This window comes from Microbacterium murale (genome assembly GCF_030815955.1).
GTDB lineage: Bacteria > Actinomycetota > Actinomycetes > Actinomycetales > Microbacteriaceae > Microbacterium > Microbacterium murale_A.
In genome coordinates this window covers 1,410,926-1,427,462 of record NZ_JAUSXK010000001.1, presented here as the reverse complement: position 1 = coordinate 1,427,462, position 16,537 = coordinate 1,410,926, and the positions used below count along the sequence as shown (strand labels likewise).

The 16,537-nt window shown below is 65.7% G+C and carries 16 protein-coding genes; 13 read left to right on the top strand and 3 right to left on the bottom strand.

All coding sequences use genetic code 11. From position 1 onward, the window contains the following. Positions 1-51 precede the first annotated feature (51 nt). Together QFZ46_RS06985 and QFZ46_RS06980 are read right to left on the bottom strand one after the other, a co-directional pair. Positions 52-2,541 carry an alpha/beta hydrolase-fold protein gene (locus tag QFZ46_RS06985; RefSeq protein WP_307359776.1) on the bottom strand — a complete coding sequence of 830 codons (2,490 nt, stop codon included), beginning with the start codon at positions 2,539-2,541 and terminating at the stop codon, positions 52-54. A gap of 123 nt (positions 2,542-2,664) precedes the next feature. Continuing rightward, positions 2,665-3,264, bottom strand: coding sequence for a MarR family winged helix-turn-helix transcriptional regulator (locus QFZ46_RS06980; protein ID WP_307359774.1), 600 nt, complete (start codon positions 3,262-3,264; stop codon positions 2,665-2,667). A 101-nt stretch (positions 3,265-3,365) separates the two neighbouring features. Between QFZ46_RS06980 and QFZ46_RS06975 the strand changes: the two genes are divergently transcribed. The 8 genes from QFZ46_RS06975 to QFZ46_RS20000 are packed head-to-tail and all read left to right on the top strand — an operon-like array spanning position 3,366 to position 10,862. Further along, the gene (locus tag QFZ46_RS06975) at positions 3,366-4,283 is read left to right on the top strand and encodes a transporter substrate-binding domain-containing protein (protein ID WP_307359772.1); all 918 of its coding nucleotides are present in this window, start codon (positions 3,366-3,368) and stop codon (positions 4,281-4,283) included. 17 nt (positions 4,284-4,300) lie between these two features. After that, on the top strand, positions 4,301-5,203 hold the full coding sequence (locus QFZ46_RS06970) for an amino acid ABC transporter permease (protein WP_307359770.1): 903 nt from the start codon (positions 4,301-4,303) through the stop codon (positions 5,201-5,203). After that, positions 5,200-6,033: an amino acid ABC transporter ATP-binding protein gene (locus QFZ46_RS06965; protein ID WP_307359769.1), complete on the top strand. Its 834-nt coding sequence runs from the start codon at positions 5,200-5,202 to the stop codon at positions 6,031-6,033. Before QFZ46_RS06970 ends, QFZ46_RS06965 begins: the two co-directional genes overlap by 4 nt. Before the next feature lie 44 nt (positions 6,034-6,077). Then, positions 6,078-7,313, top strand: a complete 1,236-nt coding sequence (locus QFZ46_RS06960) for a CaiB/BaiF CoA transferase family protein (RefSeq protein WP_307359768.1) — start codon at positions 6,078-6,080, stop codon at positions 7,311-7,313. Then, on the top strand, positions 7,313-8,404 hold the full coding sequence (locus QFZ46_RS06955) for a 2-hydroxyacyl-CoA dehydratase family protein (RefSeq protein ID WP_307359765.1): 1,092 nt from the start codon (positions 7,313-7,315) through the stop codon (positions 8,402-8,404). The genes QFZ46_RS06960 and QFZ46_RS06955 overlap by 1 nt, the downstream gene beginning before the upstream one ends. After that, on the top strand, positions 8,401-9,651 hold the full coding sequence (locus QFZ46_RS06950; RefSeq protein WP_307359764.1) for a 2-hydroxyacyl-CoA dehydratase family protein: 1,251 nt from the start codon (positions 8,401-8,403) through the stop codon (positions 9,649-9,651). The genes QFZ46_RS06955 and QFZ46_RS06950 overlap by 4 nt, the downstream gene beginning before the upstream one ends. 3 nt (positions 9,652-9,654) lie before the next feature. After that, a complete protein-coding gene (locus tag QFZ46_RS06945; RefSeq protein ID WP_307359763.1) occupies positions 9,655-10,635 on the top strand; it encodes an MFS transporter in 981 nt (326 codons plus the stop codon). Next, positions 10,524-10,862, top strand: coding sequence for an MFS transporter (locus QFZ46_RS20000; RefSeq protein WP_373457637.1), 339 nt, complete (start codon positions 10,524-10,526; stop codon positions 10,860-10,862). Before QFZ46_RS06945 ends, QFZ46_RS20000 begins: the two co-directional genes overlap by 112 nt. A 14-nt stretch (positions 10,863-10,876) precedes the next feature. Here QFZ46_RS20000 and QFZ46_RS06935 read toward each other — a convergent pair whose 3' ends face one another. Further along, positions 10,877-11,992 (bottom strand): CapA family protein, encoded by a 1,116-nt coding sequence (locus QFZ46_RS06935; RefSeq protein WP_307359758.1) that lies wholly within the window; start codon positions 11,990-11,992, stop codon positions 10,877-10,879. Between the two features lie 163 nt (positions 11,993-12,155). Here QFZ46_RS06935 and QFZ46_RS06930 point away from each other — a divergent pair, with 163 nt between their 5' ends. The 5 genes from QFZ46_RS06930 to QFZ46_RS06910 all read left to right on the top strand — a co-directional run bounded on the left by QFZ46_RS06930 (position 12,156) and on the right by QFZ46_RS06910 (position 16,537). Then, positions 12,156-12,635 (top strand): MarR family winged helix-turn-helix transcriptional regulator, encoded by a 480-nt coding sequence (locus tag QFZ46_RS06930; protein ID WP_307359756.1) that lies wholly within the window; start codon positions 12,156-12,158, stop codon positions 12,633-12,635. 136 nt (positions 12,636-12,771) lie between these two features. Then, positions 12,772-13,704, top strand: coding sequence for an ABC transporter permease (locus QFZ46_RS06925; RefSeq protein ID WP_307364518.1), 933 nt, complete (start codon positions 12,772-12,774; stop codon positions 13,702-13,704). Beyond that, positions 13,704-15,683, top strand: coding sequence for a dipeptide/oligopeptide/nickel ABC transporter permease/ATP-binding protein (locus QFZ46_RS06920; RefSeq protein WP_307359754.1), 1,980 nt, complete (start codon positions 13,704-13,706; stop codon positions 15,681-15,683). The genes QFZ46_RS06925 and QFZ46_RS06920 overlap by 1 nt, the downstream gene beginning before the upstream one ends. Then, positions 15,673-16,032 carry an ATP-binding cassette domain-containing protein gene (locus tag QFZ46_RS06915; RefSeq protein WP_307359752.1) on the top strand — a complete coding sequence of 120 codons (360 nt, stop codon included), beginning with the start codon at positions 15,673-15,675 and terminating at the stop codon, positions 16,030-16,032. Before QFZ46_RS06920 ends, QFZ46_RS06915 begins: the two co-directional genes overlap by 11 nt. Next, positions 16,019-16,537 carry an ATP-binding cassette domain-containing protein gene (locus QFZ46_RS06910; RefSeq protein ID WP_307359750.1) on the top strand — a complete coding sequence of 173 codons (519 nt, stop codon included), beginning with the start codon at positions 16,019-16,021 and terminating at the stop codon, positions 16,535-16,537. The genes QFZ46_RS06915 and QFZ46_RS06910 overlap by 14 nt, the downstream gene beginning before the upstream one ends.

The following is a 16,537-nucleotide window of genomic DNA, read 5'->3' as shown; positions in this document are numbered from 1 at the left end:
CTCGACGGGCGTCGAAAAATCATCGAACGAAGATTGTCACCGCTTCGTGCCTTACCGGCCCGGTCGTGTCACCTCCGCGTGCGTGCCCTCGGAGGTTCCGACGATGTTCGAAGCGGTCACGGTCACCGCCTTCGGAGCCTCTCCACCGCGGTCGATGACGAGACAACGCAGGTCGGTCGTTTCGCACAGGATCTCCCCGGACGGGTCACGCACGGTGTACGTGATCGGCAGATCGGAATCGCTCACAGCCCAATGGATGTGACGGGTCGCCCCCGCCGCGAACGCCGTGACCGAACCAGGCGCAGTCGGGCTCGCGACGCGGTGATCGCCTGCGGGAAGGACGATCGTCGCCTGTTCGCCCGCGCGGGTCAGCTCCAGCTCGATCTCCCCATCCGTGTGAATGCGCATGTCTGCGGCGGTCGTCGCATCCAGCTCCGCGGCATCCAGATCGACGGTCATCGTGCGGGAATTCTCCGCCTGCAGGTCAATCCCGTTGTACGGAGCGACTGCTCCTTCGGCGTTCAGCCGCTGGTCCCGCACACGCACCTCCCGGTCAGAGATCACCTGGACGTCATCGGTGAGACGCGGCACGAATCGTGTCGTCTGCAGGGCGTGAGAAGTCGCGGTGACTCTGCTCCAGCGCGCATCATCGTCGCGGGGTTCCAGGCCGCTGAGCCAGTACGCGCGGTTCACCGGCATTCCGAGATCCTCCCGCTCATCACCGGGCTCCCAGCGGAACGTGACCGTGCTGGGGCTGGTCACGCGGTCGGGCGCGTCGTTGAGATATTCGGCCGCGTCGCTCCAGCCGAGCCACGAGCCGAGCATCCCATGGTCGGCTCCGTCGTAGTAGTGGGCTCGGTACGGGATCCCGGCGTCTTCCGCGGTGCGGTCCCAGTGCTCTGTGTTCGCCAAGGCGATGTCATTGCTGCCTGACTCCATGTAGGTGCGGACGCTGCCCAGGTTCTCGACTCTCAGCTCGGCACCCTCGCGATCTCGCAGCTCAGCGGTGTTGTAGTAGCCCGCGCCAGAGACGATCGCGGCTCCGGCGAACAGATCGGGATGGTTGGTGAGGAAATGCGTGGCGCCGACGCCGCCCATCGAGAAACCGCCGATGACCGTGCGCTCGCTGTTGAGAGAGTAGGACTTCGCGACCCGGTTCCATGCCTCCCAGACATCGAGCTCGGCGTGGTTGATGTACCACGACGAGAGGCCTCGACCGAGCGGTGTGACGCAGATCGAGCCCCTTTCCTCGCACATCGGCAGGTAGACATCGTCCTTCCTGTCGCCGATGAAACCGTTGTGGTTGGAGTTGCCGCCGTGCAGCAGGATGGTCAGCGGAGCCGGAGTCTCTGGCGTGTACTGCGTCGGCACGTACACCGTGTATGGCTGCACTCGACCCCAGAACGTCGCCGGCAACACTGCAGGGCCCGGGCTCCTACGGGCCCCTTCTGCGAAACCCTGGGCGATCTCGACCGATGATACGAACCATCTGGTGGAGTACCCGGTGGGCATCGCTTCGGGGGTGGTGACGCCTGAAAGCAGGTCGTCCCAGTCCACCGCGATGACGAACTCGCTCACGTCGCCCTCGATGAGACGCTCTGACTGTCGTCCGTTGTTCCACTGGCTCGATGCGTCGGAATTGCCGTCCACCACCGGCGGTTCGTCCGCCATGTCGCGGAACGCTGCGTTGTACACGCGCGTGGCGTCGGTGGATTCCGGCGCCGGGGCGAATCCGGTGCCATCCGAGTCGGCGACGCCTGCGGCCAGCCGGATGTTCCAGACCTCGTTGACGGGCAGTGCGCTCCGGGGAATCGTGACCACGAACGACTTCGCGTCCATGTCCAGGGTGACGGCGCCGCCGAACGATGTGACGTCCTCCTGCTCGCCCGTTGTCAGGTCGATCACCCATGCGCCTCGAGAAGAGACCACGAGCGCGGAGTCGATTCCCGGCGACGTCACGCCGGCGTGCGCCGGCCACTCGGTAACACCTGTTCCGGCATCCGAGTCGGTGTCGAACGTCCACGCGGCGATGGGAACGTCCGCGTCGACGAGCGTGTTCCAGTCGATGCGCCAGTACGTGTTGTCTTCGTCGGCCGCCACGCCTGCACGGAAGATATCCGCACCGTTGGAGGCCGCCTCCGCGGCGCTGTACGTGTAGTCGCCCGCTCCGGTGTCATCGTAGAGCCAGTCGGCCCAGAGTAGGGCCCCGTCGATGAGGCGGCTTGTTCCCGACGTGCGAGGGAACTCCTCGGAGAACTCCCAGCCCTGCGCGTCCGGAAGAGTCGGTTCCGCCGCTGACGCTGCCGCCGGCACGCCGTCTGGCATCCCGGAATCAGCAGGGGCGTCGGCGGCGACGCTCGCGTCGTCCGCGGAACCCGTGCCGAATGTTTCGGGGTGGCCGGCGCCGGCCGTGAGCGACCCGATGCCGACGGTACCGATCGTCAGAGTGATCAGCGCGTTGCGCAGATGGCGTGAGGGTCGCCGTGTGCTCGAACCGGCACGTTTCACCGGTGTGATCGGTGTGCGCAGCAGAGGGTTCACGGCTTCTCCTTCGAAGCATAAAGTCAATCAAGATGATATTCGTGCGTCGAAAGCTAACAGCTTCATCGCGCCGTCGTCAACTGCAGCTCCGAGCCGTGCAGCCGGGAGAGCGCGCGCTTCAGGTCAGGATCTGGAGTCTGGCGCCGTACGATCGGCGCGAAGGCGCGCGGCCGCAAGTCGCGACGGGATGTGCCGTGGACGGATGCCGTTCGTTCGTCTGCTGATGGCGGCGGCCTCGGCCTCGTCGTCGCCGAAGTACCCTCCGGCAAGCACCTGGGCGGCGCGGTCGAGGAGTTCGGCCAGGGTCTCGCCGAACTCGTCTCCGAGTGCAGCGGCCAGCCGGTCCTCATGCTCGCGCAGTTCCGCATGACAGGCTTCCAGCACCGCCCAGCCGCGTTCGGTCAGCCGAACCAACCTCACGCGACGGTTCGTCGGGTGGTCGCCGCGCTCCACCAGGCCGGTCTCGATGAGCTCGTTCGACACGGTGTGCGCCGCCTGCGAGCTGACGAATGTGCGTCGGGCGAGCTGTGCGTTCGACAGCGGCAATCCTTCGCCGAGGACCTGCAGCACGAACAGTTGCGAGAGTGTCACGCCGCGGGAGAGTGCGGAGTTCTCTGCGAAGCGGTTGAATGCACGCCCCAGACGGTACGAGCTGTAGTTCAGACGCGACGTTGCTGGCTCACCGCGCGGGTCCCGTGTGATCTCCTCCACATTGACCGACACTACAGCCCTCCCTGGCGTCATCGATTGAGGAATATCATTCGACATGATACTTTTCTTCTCGCACGGACCACCTGCCAGTTCACAACGATGTGGAGATCATCATGAAACTCAACCGCTTGGGCGCGGCCCTGATCGCGGGAGTCGGGGTGCTCGCGCTCGCCTCCTGCAGCGCGGGATCCGCTGACGACGATGGCGCCGGAGGATCCGGCGGCGTCAGCGAGGTCAACACCGATGCGCCTCTCTACGACCAGCTCCCGCAGGGGATCAAAGATGCCGGCGTCATCACGATCGCCGGTGACACCCACCCGCCATATCGCACGGTCGAGGAAGGCGGGGACATCACCGGAATAGATCCCGATCTTCAGGCGGCGCTGTTCGAGCAGCTCGGCGTGCCGTTCGAGATCAAGCCCGTCTCGGGCATGGAAGCGATCCTGACCGGAATGCTCTCCGGTCGTTACGACGGGTTCAACGGCCCGCTGCGAACCACCCCGGAGCGTGAAGCGGACTTCGACGCGATCGTCTGGATGACGACCATCACGTCCTACGTGTATCTCGCCGAGCGCGAGGATGAACTGGCCGATCCGGAGGCGCTCTGCGGTGCTCGCGTGGCCGGTGTGGGCGGTTCCGTCACTGAGAGTCAGCTGGAGCGCTATGGCGAATGGTGCGTTGCGGAGGGGCTGGAGCAGCCGGAGTTCATCGGCCTCGACGACACCAACTCGACCTTCCTCGCGGTCAACTCAGACCGGGCGGACTATGCGGGCACGACCCAGACGGCGGCGATCGATCTGCAGGCGACTGACCCGGGACGCTACGAGTATCTCGTGCAGTCCGAGGATCAGGGAGCGGGCATCGACCAGCTCGCATTCTTCGTGCCCAAGGGGAGCGACATGGCCGAGCCGATGTTCGCCGCGTTCGAGGCGATCTTCGACAACGGCGAGTACGAGCGGATCATGTCCGAGTGGGACCTCACCGAGGTCGCCGTGGATGAACCCGTCCTCAACCCGATGACCGCCAAATGACGATGACGGAGGCAATCATGACGACCGACTCTGCGGAGCCCGCGGCGGTGATCGATGTCGAGCACGCGCGCCCGCGCGTTCGACCGCTGCGGATCATCGGCGGCCTTCTGCTTGCCTCCGTCGTGCTCGCAGCGCTGTGGTTCCTCGTCAGCAACGAGCGCTTCGAGTGGCCGGTCGTCGCCGAGTACCTCTTCAACGGCAGCGTTCTGGTCGGGCTCGGGATGAGCCTGATGCTCACCGCGATCGGGATGGTGCTGGGTTCGGTGCTCGGCACCTTCCTGGCCGCCGGCCAGCTCAGCGATTTCTGGCCGGTCCGGATGGCATGTGTGGGATTCGTCGGCCTCTTCCGAGGCATCCCCCCTCTGGTGCAACTCATCTTCTGGTACAACCTCGCCTACCTCCTTCCGCGCGTCTCGGTCGGGGTCCCGTTCGGCCCGGAGCTGTTCAGCTGGTCGACGAATGACCTCATCACGCCGATCACGGCGGCCATCATCGGGCTCTCCCTGCACGAGGCCGCCTACATGGCGGAGATCATCCGGGCCGGCATCCTGTCCGTTGATCAAGGGCAGCGCGATGCGGCATCCGCCATGGGATTCAGCCGCTGGCACACATTCACCCGCATCATCCTCCCGCAGGCGATGCGCGTCATCATCCCGCCGACCGGATCACAGGTGATCGCGCTCCTCAAGGGCACGTCGCTGGTCAGCGTGATCGCCATGGGCGATCTGCTGCACGCGGTCCAGGTCATCTACAACCGCACGTACGACGTGGTCCCGATGCTCATCGTCGCCGTGATCTGGTATCTCGCCGTCGTCACGGTTCTCACGGTGATCCAGCGTCGCGTCGAGGAGCACTTCGGCCGCGGAACCTCGCGAGTAGCCGTCAAACGCGCCGCCCGAGTGAAGGAGCGTCAGCTATGACCATGGAATCGTCCGGGCTGATCGTTCAGCCGAGAATGGCAGACGGCTCACCGCTGCTGCGGGTCTCCAACGTGCGCAAGCGCTTCGGCGACCAGGTGGCGCTCGACAGAGCGAGCCTCGACGTGTACGAAGGCGAGGTTGTCGCGATCCTCGGACCGTCCGGCTCGGGGAAGTCCACGCTCGTACGTTGTATCGACCAGTTGGAGTCGATCGACGGCGGATCGATGTCCTTCGAGGGCGAGCTGCTCGGCTTCGAGGAGACTCGGGGGCACCTGAGGCCGCTCACGGATGCTGGACGCAGGCGGCAACGTCGTCGTATGAGCATGGTCTTCCAGCAGTTCAACCTGTTTCCGCACTGGACCGTGCTGCGCAACATCACCGAAGCGCCGATGCGCGTGCACGGCGTCTCCGCGGCAGAAGCTCGCCAGCGTGCCCTCGAGTTGCTCGAGCGCATCGGCCTCGCCGACAAGGCGGACGCGTATCCGAGGCATCTGTCCGGTGGGCAGCAACAGCGGGTCGCCATCGCGCGCGCCGTCGCAGTGCGTCCGCGGATTCTGCTCTTCGACGAGCCGACGAGCGCGCTCGATCCTGAGCTGGTCGACGAAGTGCTGCAGACCATGAAGTCACTCGCGGCGGCCGGGCACACGATGGTCGTCGTCACTCATGAGGTGGCGTTCGCTCGTGAGGTCGCTGATCGGTGCGTGTTCATGGCGAACGGGCGAGTCGTCGAAGACCGCCCAGCAGACGACTTCTTCACAGATCCGCGGTCCGAGCGGCTGCGCACGTTCCTCACTCGGTCAGGGAGATCGCAGAACGAAGTCGCGGACTGATGCCCGCGCGTGACCGCCCCATTTCCCCACAACGAGGAGCAGCTATGAGCACAGCACCACTTGCAGGCAAGACCGTCATCGACCTCACGACGGCCCTTGCGGGGCCTTACGCCACGCTCCTGCTCGCTGGGCTGGGTGCTCGTGTGATCAAGGTCGAGAACCCCACCCGCGGAGGAGACTCCTCGCGCAACAACTCGCCGTATGTCACGGCGGATGGACTCAGCCTGAAGCGGATGTCCTCCGACGACATGTCAGTGTCGATGATGCTCCGCGGTCGCGGCAAGGAGTCCATCACTCTCAACCTGAAGCACCCCGAGAGCCGCGAGGTGCTCTTCGACCTGATCCGTGATGCAGATGTCGTCGTGGAGAACTACAGCTCCGGTGTCACCAAGCGACTCGGGATCGACTACGGCTCGGTCCGTGAACTCAACCCACGACTCGTCTACACGTCGATCAGCGGCTTTGGAGCGACTGGCGACCACGGTGATCGCAAAGCGATGGACACGATCATCCAGGCGCTCAGCGGCGTGATGATGACCGCCGGAGAACCCGGTGACCCGCCCGTGCGGTTCGGGCTCCCCATCGGAGACCTCGTCGCACCGCTGTTCAGCGTGATCGGCACGCTCTCCGCTGTCATGCACGCCGAGCACACCGGGCAAGGTCAGCATGTCGATGTCTCGATGCTCGGTGCGCTGACGTCGCTGGTCGCCTGCGAGCCCTTTGATGCGCTGGAGTCGATCGGATTCCCGCTGCGCACCGGTGCGTACGTGCCGCGCCTCGCGCCGTTCGGCAACTTCCGTGCGGCCGATGGCTGGTTCGCCATCTGCGCCCCGACGGATCAGTTCGCGGCCGGAGTGCTTCGTGCGATCGGGCGGGAGAGTCTGCTCGCCGGAAACGACTTCGGCACCCGCGATGCGCGCGTGGCCAACGCCGACCGTCTGCACGGTCTCATCGCCGGCTGGGCTGCCGAGCACACTCTCGCAGAGGTGCTGACAGCGCTGGAGAACAATGGAGCCCCAGCCGCGGAGGTGCGAACGACTGCTGAAGCGGTACGCGATCCGCAGGTGACGAGTCGTGGCGAGGTGGTTCCGCTCGTCCACCCGAAGTTCGGACATTTCGACGGGCTCTTCGGGTCCGGTATTCCGGTGCTCTTCTCGGAGAGCCGCACGGATCTGACGACGCCGGCGCCTGGGCTCGGTGAGCACACCGACGCGATCCTGGGAAAGCTCGGCTATGACGCCGACCGTATCGCCCAGCTGCGCCAGGCCGGAGTGCTGTGATGCAGAGCGCGCACAATCTGCCGGGCTTCGGCGGCGGGCGTGCGCAGGACCGCCCGCGAATCGGCGTGGTCGGCGCGGATCTGCCGCGGCAGATCGTGCTCGCTGCCGACGCGGTTCCCGTACGCCTGTTCGGCTCATGGTCGGGTGCGGTGTCGCTTCGTGCGTCCGAGCTGCTCGGCGCGGTGGATGCGGTGGCCGGCCGTATTCTGGACGCCATCCTGGCAGGAGATCACGATGATCTCGCAGGGCTCGTGATCTGCAACGACTCGCAGGCGAATCTTCGGATGTTCTACGTGCTGAGAGTGCTTGCCGAACGGGGCGAGGTTCCGTTCCCCGTGCAGCTGCTGGACGCCCCACGTGGACCCGGGACTGCGAAGAGGGCGTTCGTCGTCGCGCAGTATGCGCGGCTCGTCGAGTTCTGCAGAGCGGTGACCGGCGCCGAGGTGGGGTTCGATGACCTGCGTCGAGCGGGCGACGCCGAGCAGAGCGTGGTCGTCGCACTCGAACGGTTGCGTGAGCGCCGTGTCCAGAGCCGCTGCACCGGTGTCTCGGCGTTGAACGCGTACCGCACTGCGGCCTGTTCTGCGCCGGAAGTCGCTGTCGCGGCCATCGACGACGCACAGGTGTCGACCGGGGAAGGCGATCGCATCTTCGTCACGGGCAGCGCGCATCCCGATTCCCGCGTTTATCAGGTATTGGAGAGCACCGGAGCCACCATCGTCGCGGAAGATCACGATACGGGCGACGGCGGCTGGTTCGCAGCCTGTACCACGGGCGATTCTGCGGCAGACATTCTCGCCGGTCTCGCGTCGCTGCACGCAGACCGCCCGCCGTCTGCTGCCCGTGGCACCACGGCTGAACGCGTCACAGCCCTGCGCCGAAAGGTCATCGAGACGCGGGGTGCTGCGGTTATGGCTCTGGTCCGTGACCTGGACGACGCTCCAGCCTGGGAGCTCGCCGCGGTTCGCGAGGCACTGGACACTTTGCGCGTGCCATTCGTGTCGCGCACGCGGATCACTGCGGAGGAGGCGAGCTCGGCGTCGTCGGACGTCGTGAACGCACTCGCGGTGAGGGAAGGAGCGTACGGATGAGTGAGAACAGACTCGACACCGCGGCGATTGCCACTCGCTACCAGAAGGCGTGGTTCGCCGAGACGGCCCAGCGCGCACGCGACGGCCAGCCGATCGCGCTCGTCAACGCCGATGCTCCGCACGAGGTGCTGCGCGCGATGGGCATCCCGTATGTCGTCAATCAGTGGTGGGCATCGATCATTTCCGCCAAGCGACTCGGCCCTGCGAGCCTGGAGCGGCTCGTCGCGCTGGGCCTTCCGGACTTCAGCCAGCAGTATGACGCCATCCCTCTCGGCGCGCAGGACCTGCCTGTGGAGCAGAGGGCATGGGGAGGACTGCCTGAGCCGGCCTTCGCGATCGCGGAGCGCAGCGGCGACGTCACGCAGAAGATCTTCGAACTGTGGGGGGAACGTGAAGGTACGGAGACCTTCCTTCTCTCTCGCACCGGCGCCGACCCGGTGCCGTCCGCCTGGTGGGAGAAAGTCCCCCACGATTGGGAAGACGCGTTCGGCGCAGATCGACTTGATCTGCTGCAGGCGGAGATAGAGGAACTCGTCACCTGGCTGAGCGAGCGCACGGGGCGGACGCTCGACCGTGATCGTCTCGCACAGATCATGGACCTCGGAAATCAGCAGGTGGAGTGGAATCGCCGTACGCGAGATCTGATCGCCACCGCGCGGCCGACCCCGGTGCTCGTGAACGACACGATGCCCGCGGTCATGGTGCCGCAGTGGCATCGAGGCACGCAATGGGCCGTCGACACCGCGCGAGCGCTGCACGACGAAGTCGCTCATCGCATCGACGAAGGAGTCGCAGTCTGCGCAGATGAGAGGCGCCGGCTCATGTGGGTGGGGCGCGGGCTGTGGTCCGATCTGGACATGTATCGACGGTTCCATGAGGAGTTCGGCGCCGTATTCGTCTGGTCCATGTACCTTGCGATCGCGGCGGACGGCTACCCCCGGTACGGCGATGACCCTGTGCGGGCCCTCGCCGCGAGGTTCGTCGGGTTCACCGATCAGCTCTACGTGCCCCCTTGGTCTGCGCAGTGGTACGTGAAGGAAGCCCTCGCGCACGGCGTCGATGGCGTCGTTCATCTGGTCGCGGACGACACTCCTGGGGCGGGGTTCATCTCCGAGGCGCTCGAAGCCGAGGGCATCCCGGTCCTGGAGATCCGAGCGAACAACGCGGACTCGCGCTCGAGCGGCAGCGCCCGCATCCCGGAGCGCATCGAGGAGTTCCTCCGCGAACGCGTGCCTGCGCGAGCCTGACGGGTGGGTCTCGGAGACGTCTTCGAACCGTTTCGTGAACGGAACTACTCGCTGTATTTCGCCGGCCAGACACTGTCGCTGACCGGTACCTGGTTCCAGAATCTTGCGCTCTCGCTCGTCGTGCTCGACCTCACGGGGAGCGCGCGGGCCCTGAGCGGCGTCACGATCGCGCAGTTCTTGCCGATGCTGTTGTTCAGCATTCCTGCCGGGCGGATCGCCGACCGATTCCGGCCGCGCACAGTTCTGATGACGACATCGCTCATCTCTGCCACCCTCGTGGCGGTGCTCGCCGTGATCGTGGCGTCACCGGATCCGGCACTTCCCGCGCTGTACGGAATCATCGCGGCGCTCGGAAGCACCCAGGCCTTCGAGCGGGTCGCGGCGCAGACCATCATCTTCGAACTGGTCGGCCCTCACGTGTTCTCGAGGGGTGTCGCGCTGAGCACTGTCACGGTCGCGGTGTCGCGCTCGATCGGCCCTGGCCTTGCCGGCATCCTCTTCCAGACCTTCGGCGCCGTTCCGGGAATGGCCGTGAACTCGGTGTCGTTCCTGCTCGTGTTCGGCATGCTCGCGCTCATCCGACCCCAGCGCTTCCACTCCCGGCGTACGAGCGGAGCCGCAGAACGGTTGCCGATGATGCGCTTCCTGCGCAACCGCACGATCGTCACGCTCCTGGTCACGAACGTCTTCATCGCACTGCTGTCGTTGAACTTCATGGTGACATTGACGTCGATCGTGACCATCGACTTCAACGGCGACGGTGCCGCGGCCGGGATGGCGCACGCGCTCAATGCGGTCGGCGGAATCGTCGGCGCGGTTTCGTGGCCGCCTCGATCGTGCGGCTCCGACCCGTCATGGTTTCCGTGGCGCTGGTGGGGTTCGGCGCAACCGTGCTCCTCAACGCCGCAGCGCCTTCGCTCACGTGGTTCCTCATCGCCGCGCCGCTGCTGGGACTCGGCATCGGTTTCTACAACAGTGTGCTGAACGCCACCGCTCAACAGGCGGTGGCGCCATCGAACATCGGTCAGATGATGTCGCTGATGAACATCGGCAACTACGGCGTCGTACCGTTCGGTGCGCTCCTCCTCGGCTGGATCATCGACCTCAGCTCCGGTCGTGTCGCCTTGGCGGTCGGCGGCGTGGCAGCGCTTCTCGCCGCGGGGTGGGTGTGGTCGAGAGCGCGTGGGGAGCAGCCTGAGGGTGAGGTATAGCGGGGACGGCGTCGTCAGGAAAGCCGTACGACGTCCCCGTCCCACGTGAACCGGGTGTCCAGACCCGCGCGACGGGAGATGTCTTCGATGTAGGCGAGCACGGAATCGCGCTCGCCCTCGCCGAGCGGTACGGGAGATGCACTGTCATCGATCCAGCACGGGATCACGCCGGCATGGATCTCAGTGCCGTCGAAGTCGAGCACGGCGATCGCCGTGTTGCGGCTCTCCGGGTGGAACGGATAACCGGGCATCTTCGGGTCCGGGACGAATCCGTACAGCTCGATGCGGCGCTTGGCCCACGCCTTCAACTCTTCGGAGTCGTTGTCCTCTGCGGGGGTGAGCGCGTCAGTGACGGTGACGAAGTTCCCGAGACCATGGAAGATCGGTTTGCCCCGGTACATCTCGATGCCGCGCATGATGTGCGAATGATGTCCCACGACCGCGTCGGCGCCCGCGTCTATCGCGGCGTGGGCGATCTCGTACTCGTAGTCATCGATGCGTGCCGGCGTGTGGCCGTAACCCTTGTGCAGGGCGACGACCGCGACGTCGACATCCGCCGCGAGTGCGGTCACGGCATCCGTCATCTGCCGCAGCGATGTCCGGTCGGCGAAGGTGTAGATCTGCGGCGGGTTTCCGGGATTGAGGTCGTCGAGGTCGTAGTGGGTGAGCACCTTGACGAATGCCCCTCCGGCCTTCCTGCTGGTGGCCCACGATTCGCGGGGGCCGACGCAGTTGAAGCTCAGCACACCGACGCGGATGCCGCCCCGTTCGACGATCGCGGGTTCCATGGCGGCTGCGAGGTTCGCGCCTGTCCCGGTCGTGACCATGCCGTACGACTGCGCGGCGGCGATCGTGTCGAGCACACCGCGCTCACCGAGATCGAAGGCGTGGTTGCCCGCGATGGTCGCGATGTCGTAACCGGCGCGGGACATCGCCTCGAGGTCTTTCGGCTTCGCCGGTGGTGCGGGAACAGTGAGCGCCGTCACGGCGGTCTCGGTGGTGTGGGGCACTTCGATCTGGCCGATGGCCACATCGGCACTCTGCGTCACGGGCGCGCTGGCGGCGAAGTAGGGGTTGGGGTCGTCGTACTGAAGAACGATGTCGCCGACCGCGACGATGCGAGTGTTCATGAACATCCTTAAATCAAGTTGCTTGATATTACTGTGGTGCGGACTGGTGGCACAAGGACGACCAGTATCGGTGTCGGCGCAGATCGGGTCGGTGCGGTCAGTGGACGCGGCCGATGTACAGCGCTTGCGACGTCCGACGGCTGAACAATGCTTTGATCTCTGTATGTCCCGTCGGCTGCTCGCGTCCCCATCTGTCAGTCCTGACCCGACGCTCAGGCATGTCCTGCGTCATGTCGCGCGGACCTATCAGGCGCAGCTGACCGAGCAGTTCCAGCAGTACGGCATCAGCGACGCGGAGTACACCGTGCTGTTCGTGCTCAAGCGGATGCCCGGGTTGTCCAGTGCCGAGATCTCGCGTTGGACGGCCGTCACGGCGCAGGGCGGCAATCAGATCGTGAAGAGCCTTCTGGCTCAGAATCTCGTCTCGCGCCGACCATCCGACGATCACGGGCGAGTGCTCCTCATCGAACTCACATCCGAGGGCCGTCGGATAGTCGACGCCTGCGAGGGTCACGCCAATGCGCTCGAGGATCAGATGTGCGAAGCGATGGCACCGGGTGAGCGCGCTGACTTCATGCGCCTTCTGCGTCTGGCTGCGGACGGCCTCGGGAGTCCGATCTCCACGGTGACACGGCGCACCTGACCGCCCACGTTGCTCGCCCGCGGGAATCTTCTCGCGATGTATTGACTCAGCGCACTCAATAGTATCTAGTTACTTGATACATGTGCTCGAAGCGGTGAGCACGGCAACTCGGCAAGGAGGCTGATTCGTGATACCGATGCTGGTACGACGTTTCGTGCTCGTGATCCCCATGATCATTGTCGTCTCGGTGATCATGTTCGTGCTCGCCTCCCTGGTGCCAGGCGACCAGGCCAGAGCGATCCTCGGGGAGACTGCGACGCCGGAGGCGATCGCCGCACTCCGCGAGCAACTCGGTCTGAATCTGCCGTGGTATCAGCAGTACTTGAACTGGGCGTCGAGCGCAGTGCGGGGCGATTTCGGGGCGTCGATCTACAGCGGCGAACCCGTCGTGAGCATCCTCGCGGGCAGATTCCCGGTGACAGCTTCGCTCGCACTGCTGTCGACCCTTTTGATCGCGGTGGCCGGGATCTCACTCGGGCTGATGAGTGCGCTCCGCGGCGGTGCAGTGGGCCGCATCCTCGACGCCGTGTCGCTGTTCGGGCTCGCCGTGCCGAGTTTTGCCATCGCCATCCTGCTCGTCTCGCTCTTCGCCGTCACCGTGCGCATCTTCCCAGCCACGGGTTACACGCCCATCGAGAACGGCGTCGGGCCCTGGATATGGGCACTGGTGCTGCCGGTCATCGCGCTCAGCCTCGGTGGGACAACGCTGGTCGCGAAACAGATGCGCGACTCGGCGAAAGAGTCGCTCAACAAGGATTTCGTGCGCTTTCTGCGGGCGAACGGAGTCGGTGAGGCGTCGATCCTCATACGCCACGTGCTGAAGAACGCGGCGATCCCCTCGATCACGATCCTCGGCATCGGGGCCGTCGCGGCGTTGACCGGAACCGTCTTCATCGAGAACGTCTTCGTCCTTCCCGGCCTCGGGTCCCTGGCGACCCAGGTCACGCTCAATCACGACTTGCCCGTCCTTCTCGGCGTCGGAGTGCTCTTCACCCTGATCGCCGTCGTCATCAGCCTGATCGTCGACCTGCTCTACGGCGTGCTCAATCCGAAGGTGAGGACCGCCTGATGCCCTCTCGTCAAGGTTCGCCCCGCGTCATCGCGAGCAATCGCCGCAGTCTCCTCGTGGACGTGCTGCGCAAGCCCATGGGGGCGGTGTCGATCGCCTACCTGCTGGTGGTGATCGTGATGTCGCTGATGGCGCCCGTGCTCGCGACCCACAATCCGCTGACGCAGAAACTCGATTCGGTGCGGCTGATGCCTTCCGCTGAGTACTGGCTCGGAACCGACGCTCTCGGTCGCGACATCTACAGTCGGCTCCTCTACGGGGGGCAGGAATCGCTTCTCGGAGTCGCGCAGGCTCTCATCGTCGCACTGGCGCTCGCGGTGCCCATCGGCATCGCGGCCGGATACTTCGGTGGATGGTTCGACTGGCTGGTGATGCGGAGCATCGACATCAGCCTGGCCATCCCGGGGATCATCGTGACGCTGGCTGTGCTCGCCATCTTCCAGAACAGCATGTCCGCCGCCATGGTGGTCTACGGCGTGCTCGTCTCGGCGAGTGCCGCGCGCGTGATCCGCAGTGTCGTACTGGGCGTCCGCGAAGAGCTCTACATGGATTCCGCGCGCACGACCGGTCTCACGAATGCGCAGATCCTGGTGCGCCATGTTCTGCCACGTACTCTCGGAGTGATCATCGTGCAGGCGGCCATGCTCGGTGCGATCGCCCTCGGCGTGCAGACGGGCCTAGCGTTCCTCGGATTCGGGCCCCAGCCGCCGGCGCCGACCTGGGGAGGAATGGTCGGCGAGGCTTCGTCGATGCTGCAGTACTTCAGCTGGATGATCGTCCCGACATCGGGGATCATCGTGCTCACGACCCTCGCATTCGGCCTTCTCGGAGACGCCGTCCGCGACGCGAACGCGGAGAGGATCGAGAGACCGGTGCGCGGCACCAGGAGATCCGCGGTCGCGCTCGCTGCCGAGTCGAAGGCCACCGCAGCGGATGCCGCACCGGACGAGGCCGCCCTGCCGGTCGATGAGACGGCACTTCTCTCCGTGAGGGAGCTCACCGTTGCGTTCGGTACCGGTGACAACGAGGTCGTGGTGCTCGACCGGGTGGGCTTCGACATCCGCAAGGGTGAGACGGTCGGGCTCGTCGGCGAGTCGGGATCGGGGAAGACCGTGACGGCGATGGCCGTGCTTGGCCTGCTCGCCGAGGGCGGTCGAGTCGTCTCCGGGCAGATCTGGTTCGACGGCGTCGACATCTCGGGATACACGCGTCGGCAGTATCGCGCGCTCCGCGGCACGAAGATGGCGATGATCTCGCAGGAGCCGATGGTCGCCCTCGACCCGACGTTCCGGATCGGATTCCAGGTCGCCGAAGTGGTGCGCGCACAGCATAAGGTCAGCGGGCGTGCCGCCCGCCGTCGCGCGCTGGAGCTGCTCGAGGCTGTCCGCCTTCCGAATCCCCAAGAGGTCGCGAAACTCTATCCGCACCAGGTGTCCGGTGGTATGGCCCAGCGCATCGCCATCGCTATCGCACTGGCCGGGCGGCCGCAACTCCTGGTCGCCGACGAGCCGACGACGGCGCTCGACGTCACCGTGCAGGCGGAGATCCTCGATCTTCTCCGCGCACTGCAGAGTCGGCTCGGCATGGCGATCCTGTTCGTCACACACGACTGGGGCGTCGTCGCCGACATCTGCGACCACGCGGTGGTCATGTACGCCGGACAGGTGGTCGAGCACACGACCGTCGAACGCGCCTTCGGCGACCCGCTGCATCCGTACAGCCAAGCACTGCAGCGTTCGAATCCGCACGATGCTCCCAAGGGCGTCCCGCTGCCCACCATCGGGGGGATGGTGCCGCCGGCCGGACGATGGCCGAACGGATGTCATTTCGCGCCGCGCTGCGCGCTGGCGACCGAGGCCTGCCGTGAAGGCCGGATCCCGCTGTTGAACGTGCAGGAGGATCACACGGCGAGATGCATCCGGATCGATGCCGCTCGCGTCGCTCGTGCGGAGACCCTGGAGGTGGTCGGTGAACGCTGAGCAGCGCCCTGTGCTCGAAGTCGAGAGTCTCGCGGTGGAGTATCGGCGAGGTCGTCGGCGCACGCGCGCGGTCGAGAACATCAGCTTCGACATCGCCGACGGCGAGACGCTGGGACTCGTCGGTGAATCGGGCTCCGGCAAATCGACGATAGGGAAGGCGATCCTCGGCCTCGCTCCGGTGACCGAGGGGGTCATCCGGTATCGCGGTACGGACATCAGCACGCTGACGAGGATGCAGCGGCGCGCATTGACGAGAGACGTGCAGGTCATCTTCCAGGACCCGCCACAGTTCGCTCGATCCGACGAAGCCCATCGGATACTCCATCGCGGAGCCTGTGCAGATCCATGAGCCGGCGCCCAAGGCGGTCGTGCGTGAGCGCGTGTTCGAGATGCTGCGCCGCGTGGGGCTCTCCGAAGATGCGGCCCAGCGGTTTCCGGCGCAGTTCTCCGGCGGGCAGAAGCAGCGCATAGCGATCGCCAGGGCGCTGATCCTCGCGCCGAAGCTCGTCGTCTGCGACGAGCCGGTCAGCGCGCTCGACCTCTCGATCCAGGCCGAGGTCATCAATCTCATGGCCGAGCTCCAACGCGAGACCGGAGCGAGCTATCTCTTCATCTCGCACGATCTGTCGATCGTGCACTACCTCTCCGATCGCATCGTCGTGCTCAAGAGCGGCCATGTGGTCGAGCGGGGGAGCGCCGAGGAGATCTATCGCGATCCGCAGCAGGACTACACTCGCCTGCTGCTGGATGCCGCACCCGTTCCCGATCCCGCCCTGCAGGCGCGACGGACAGCCGCCAGAGAGAAGGCCGGTCTGTCTGACCGCACCGACGCGATCGCCAGCCGTGTCCGATGA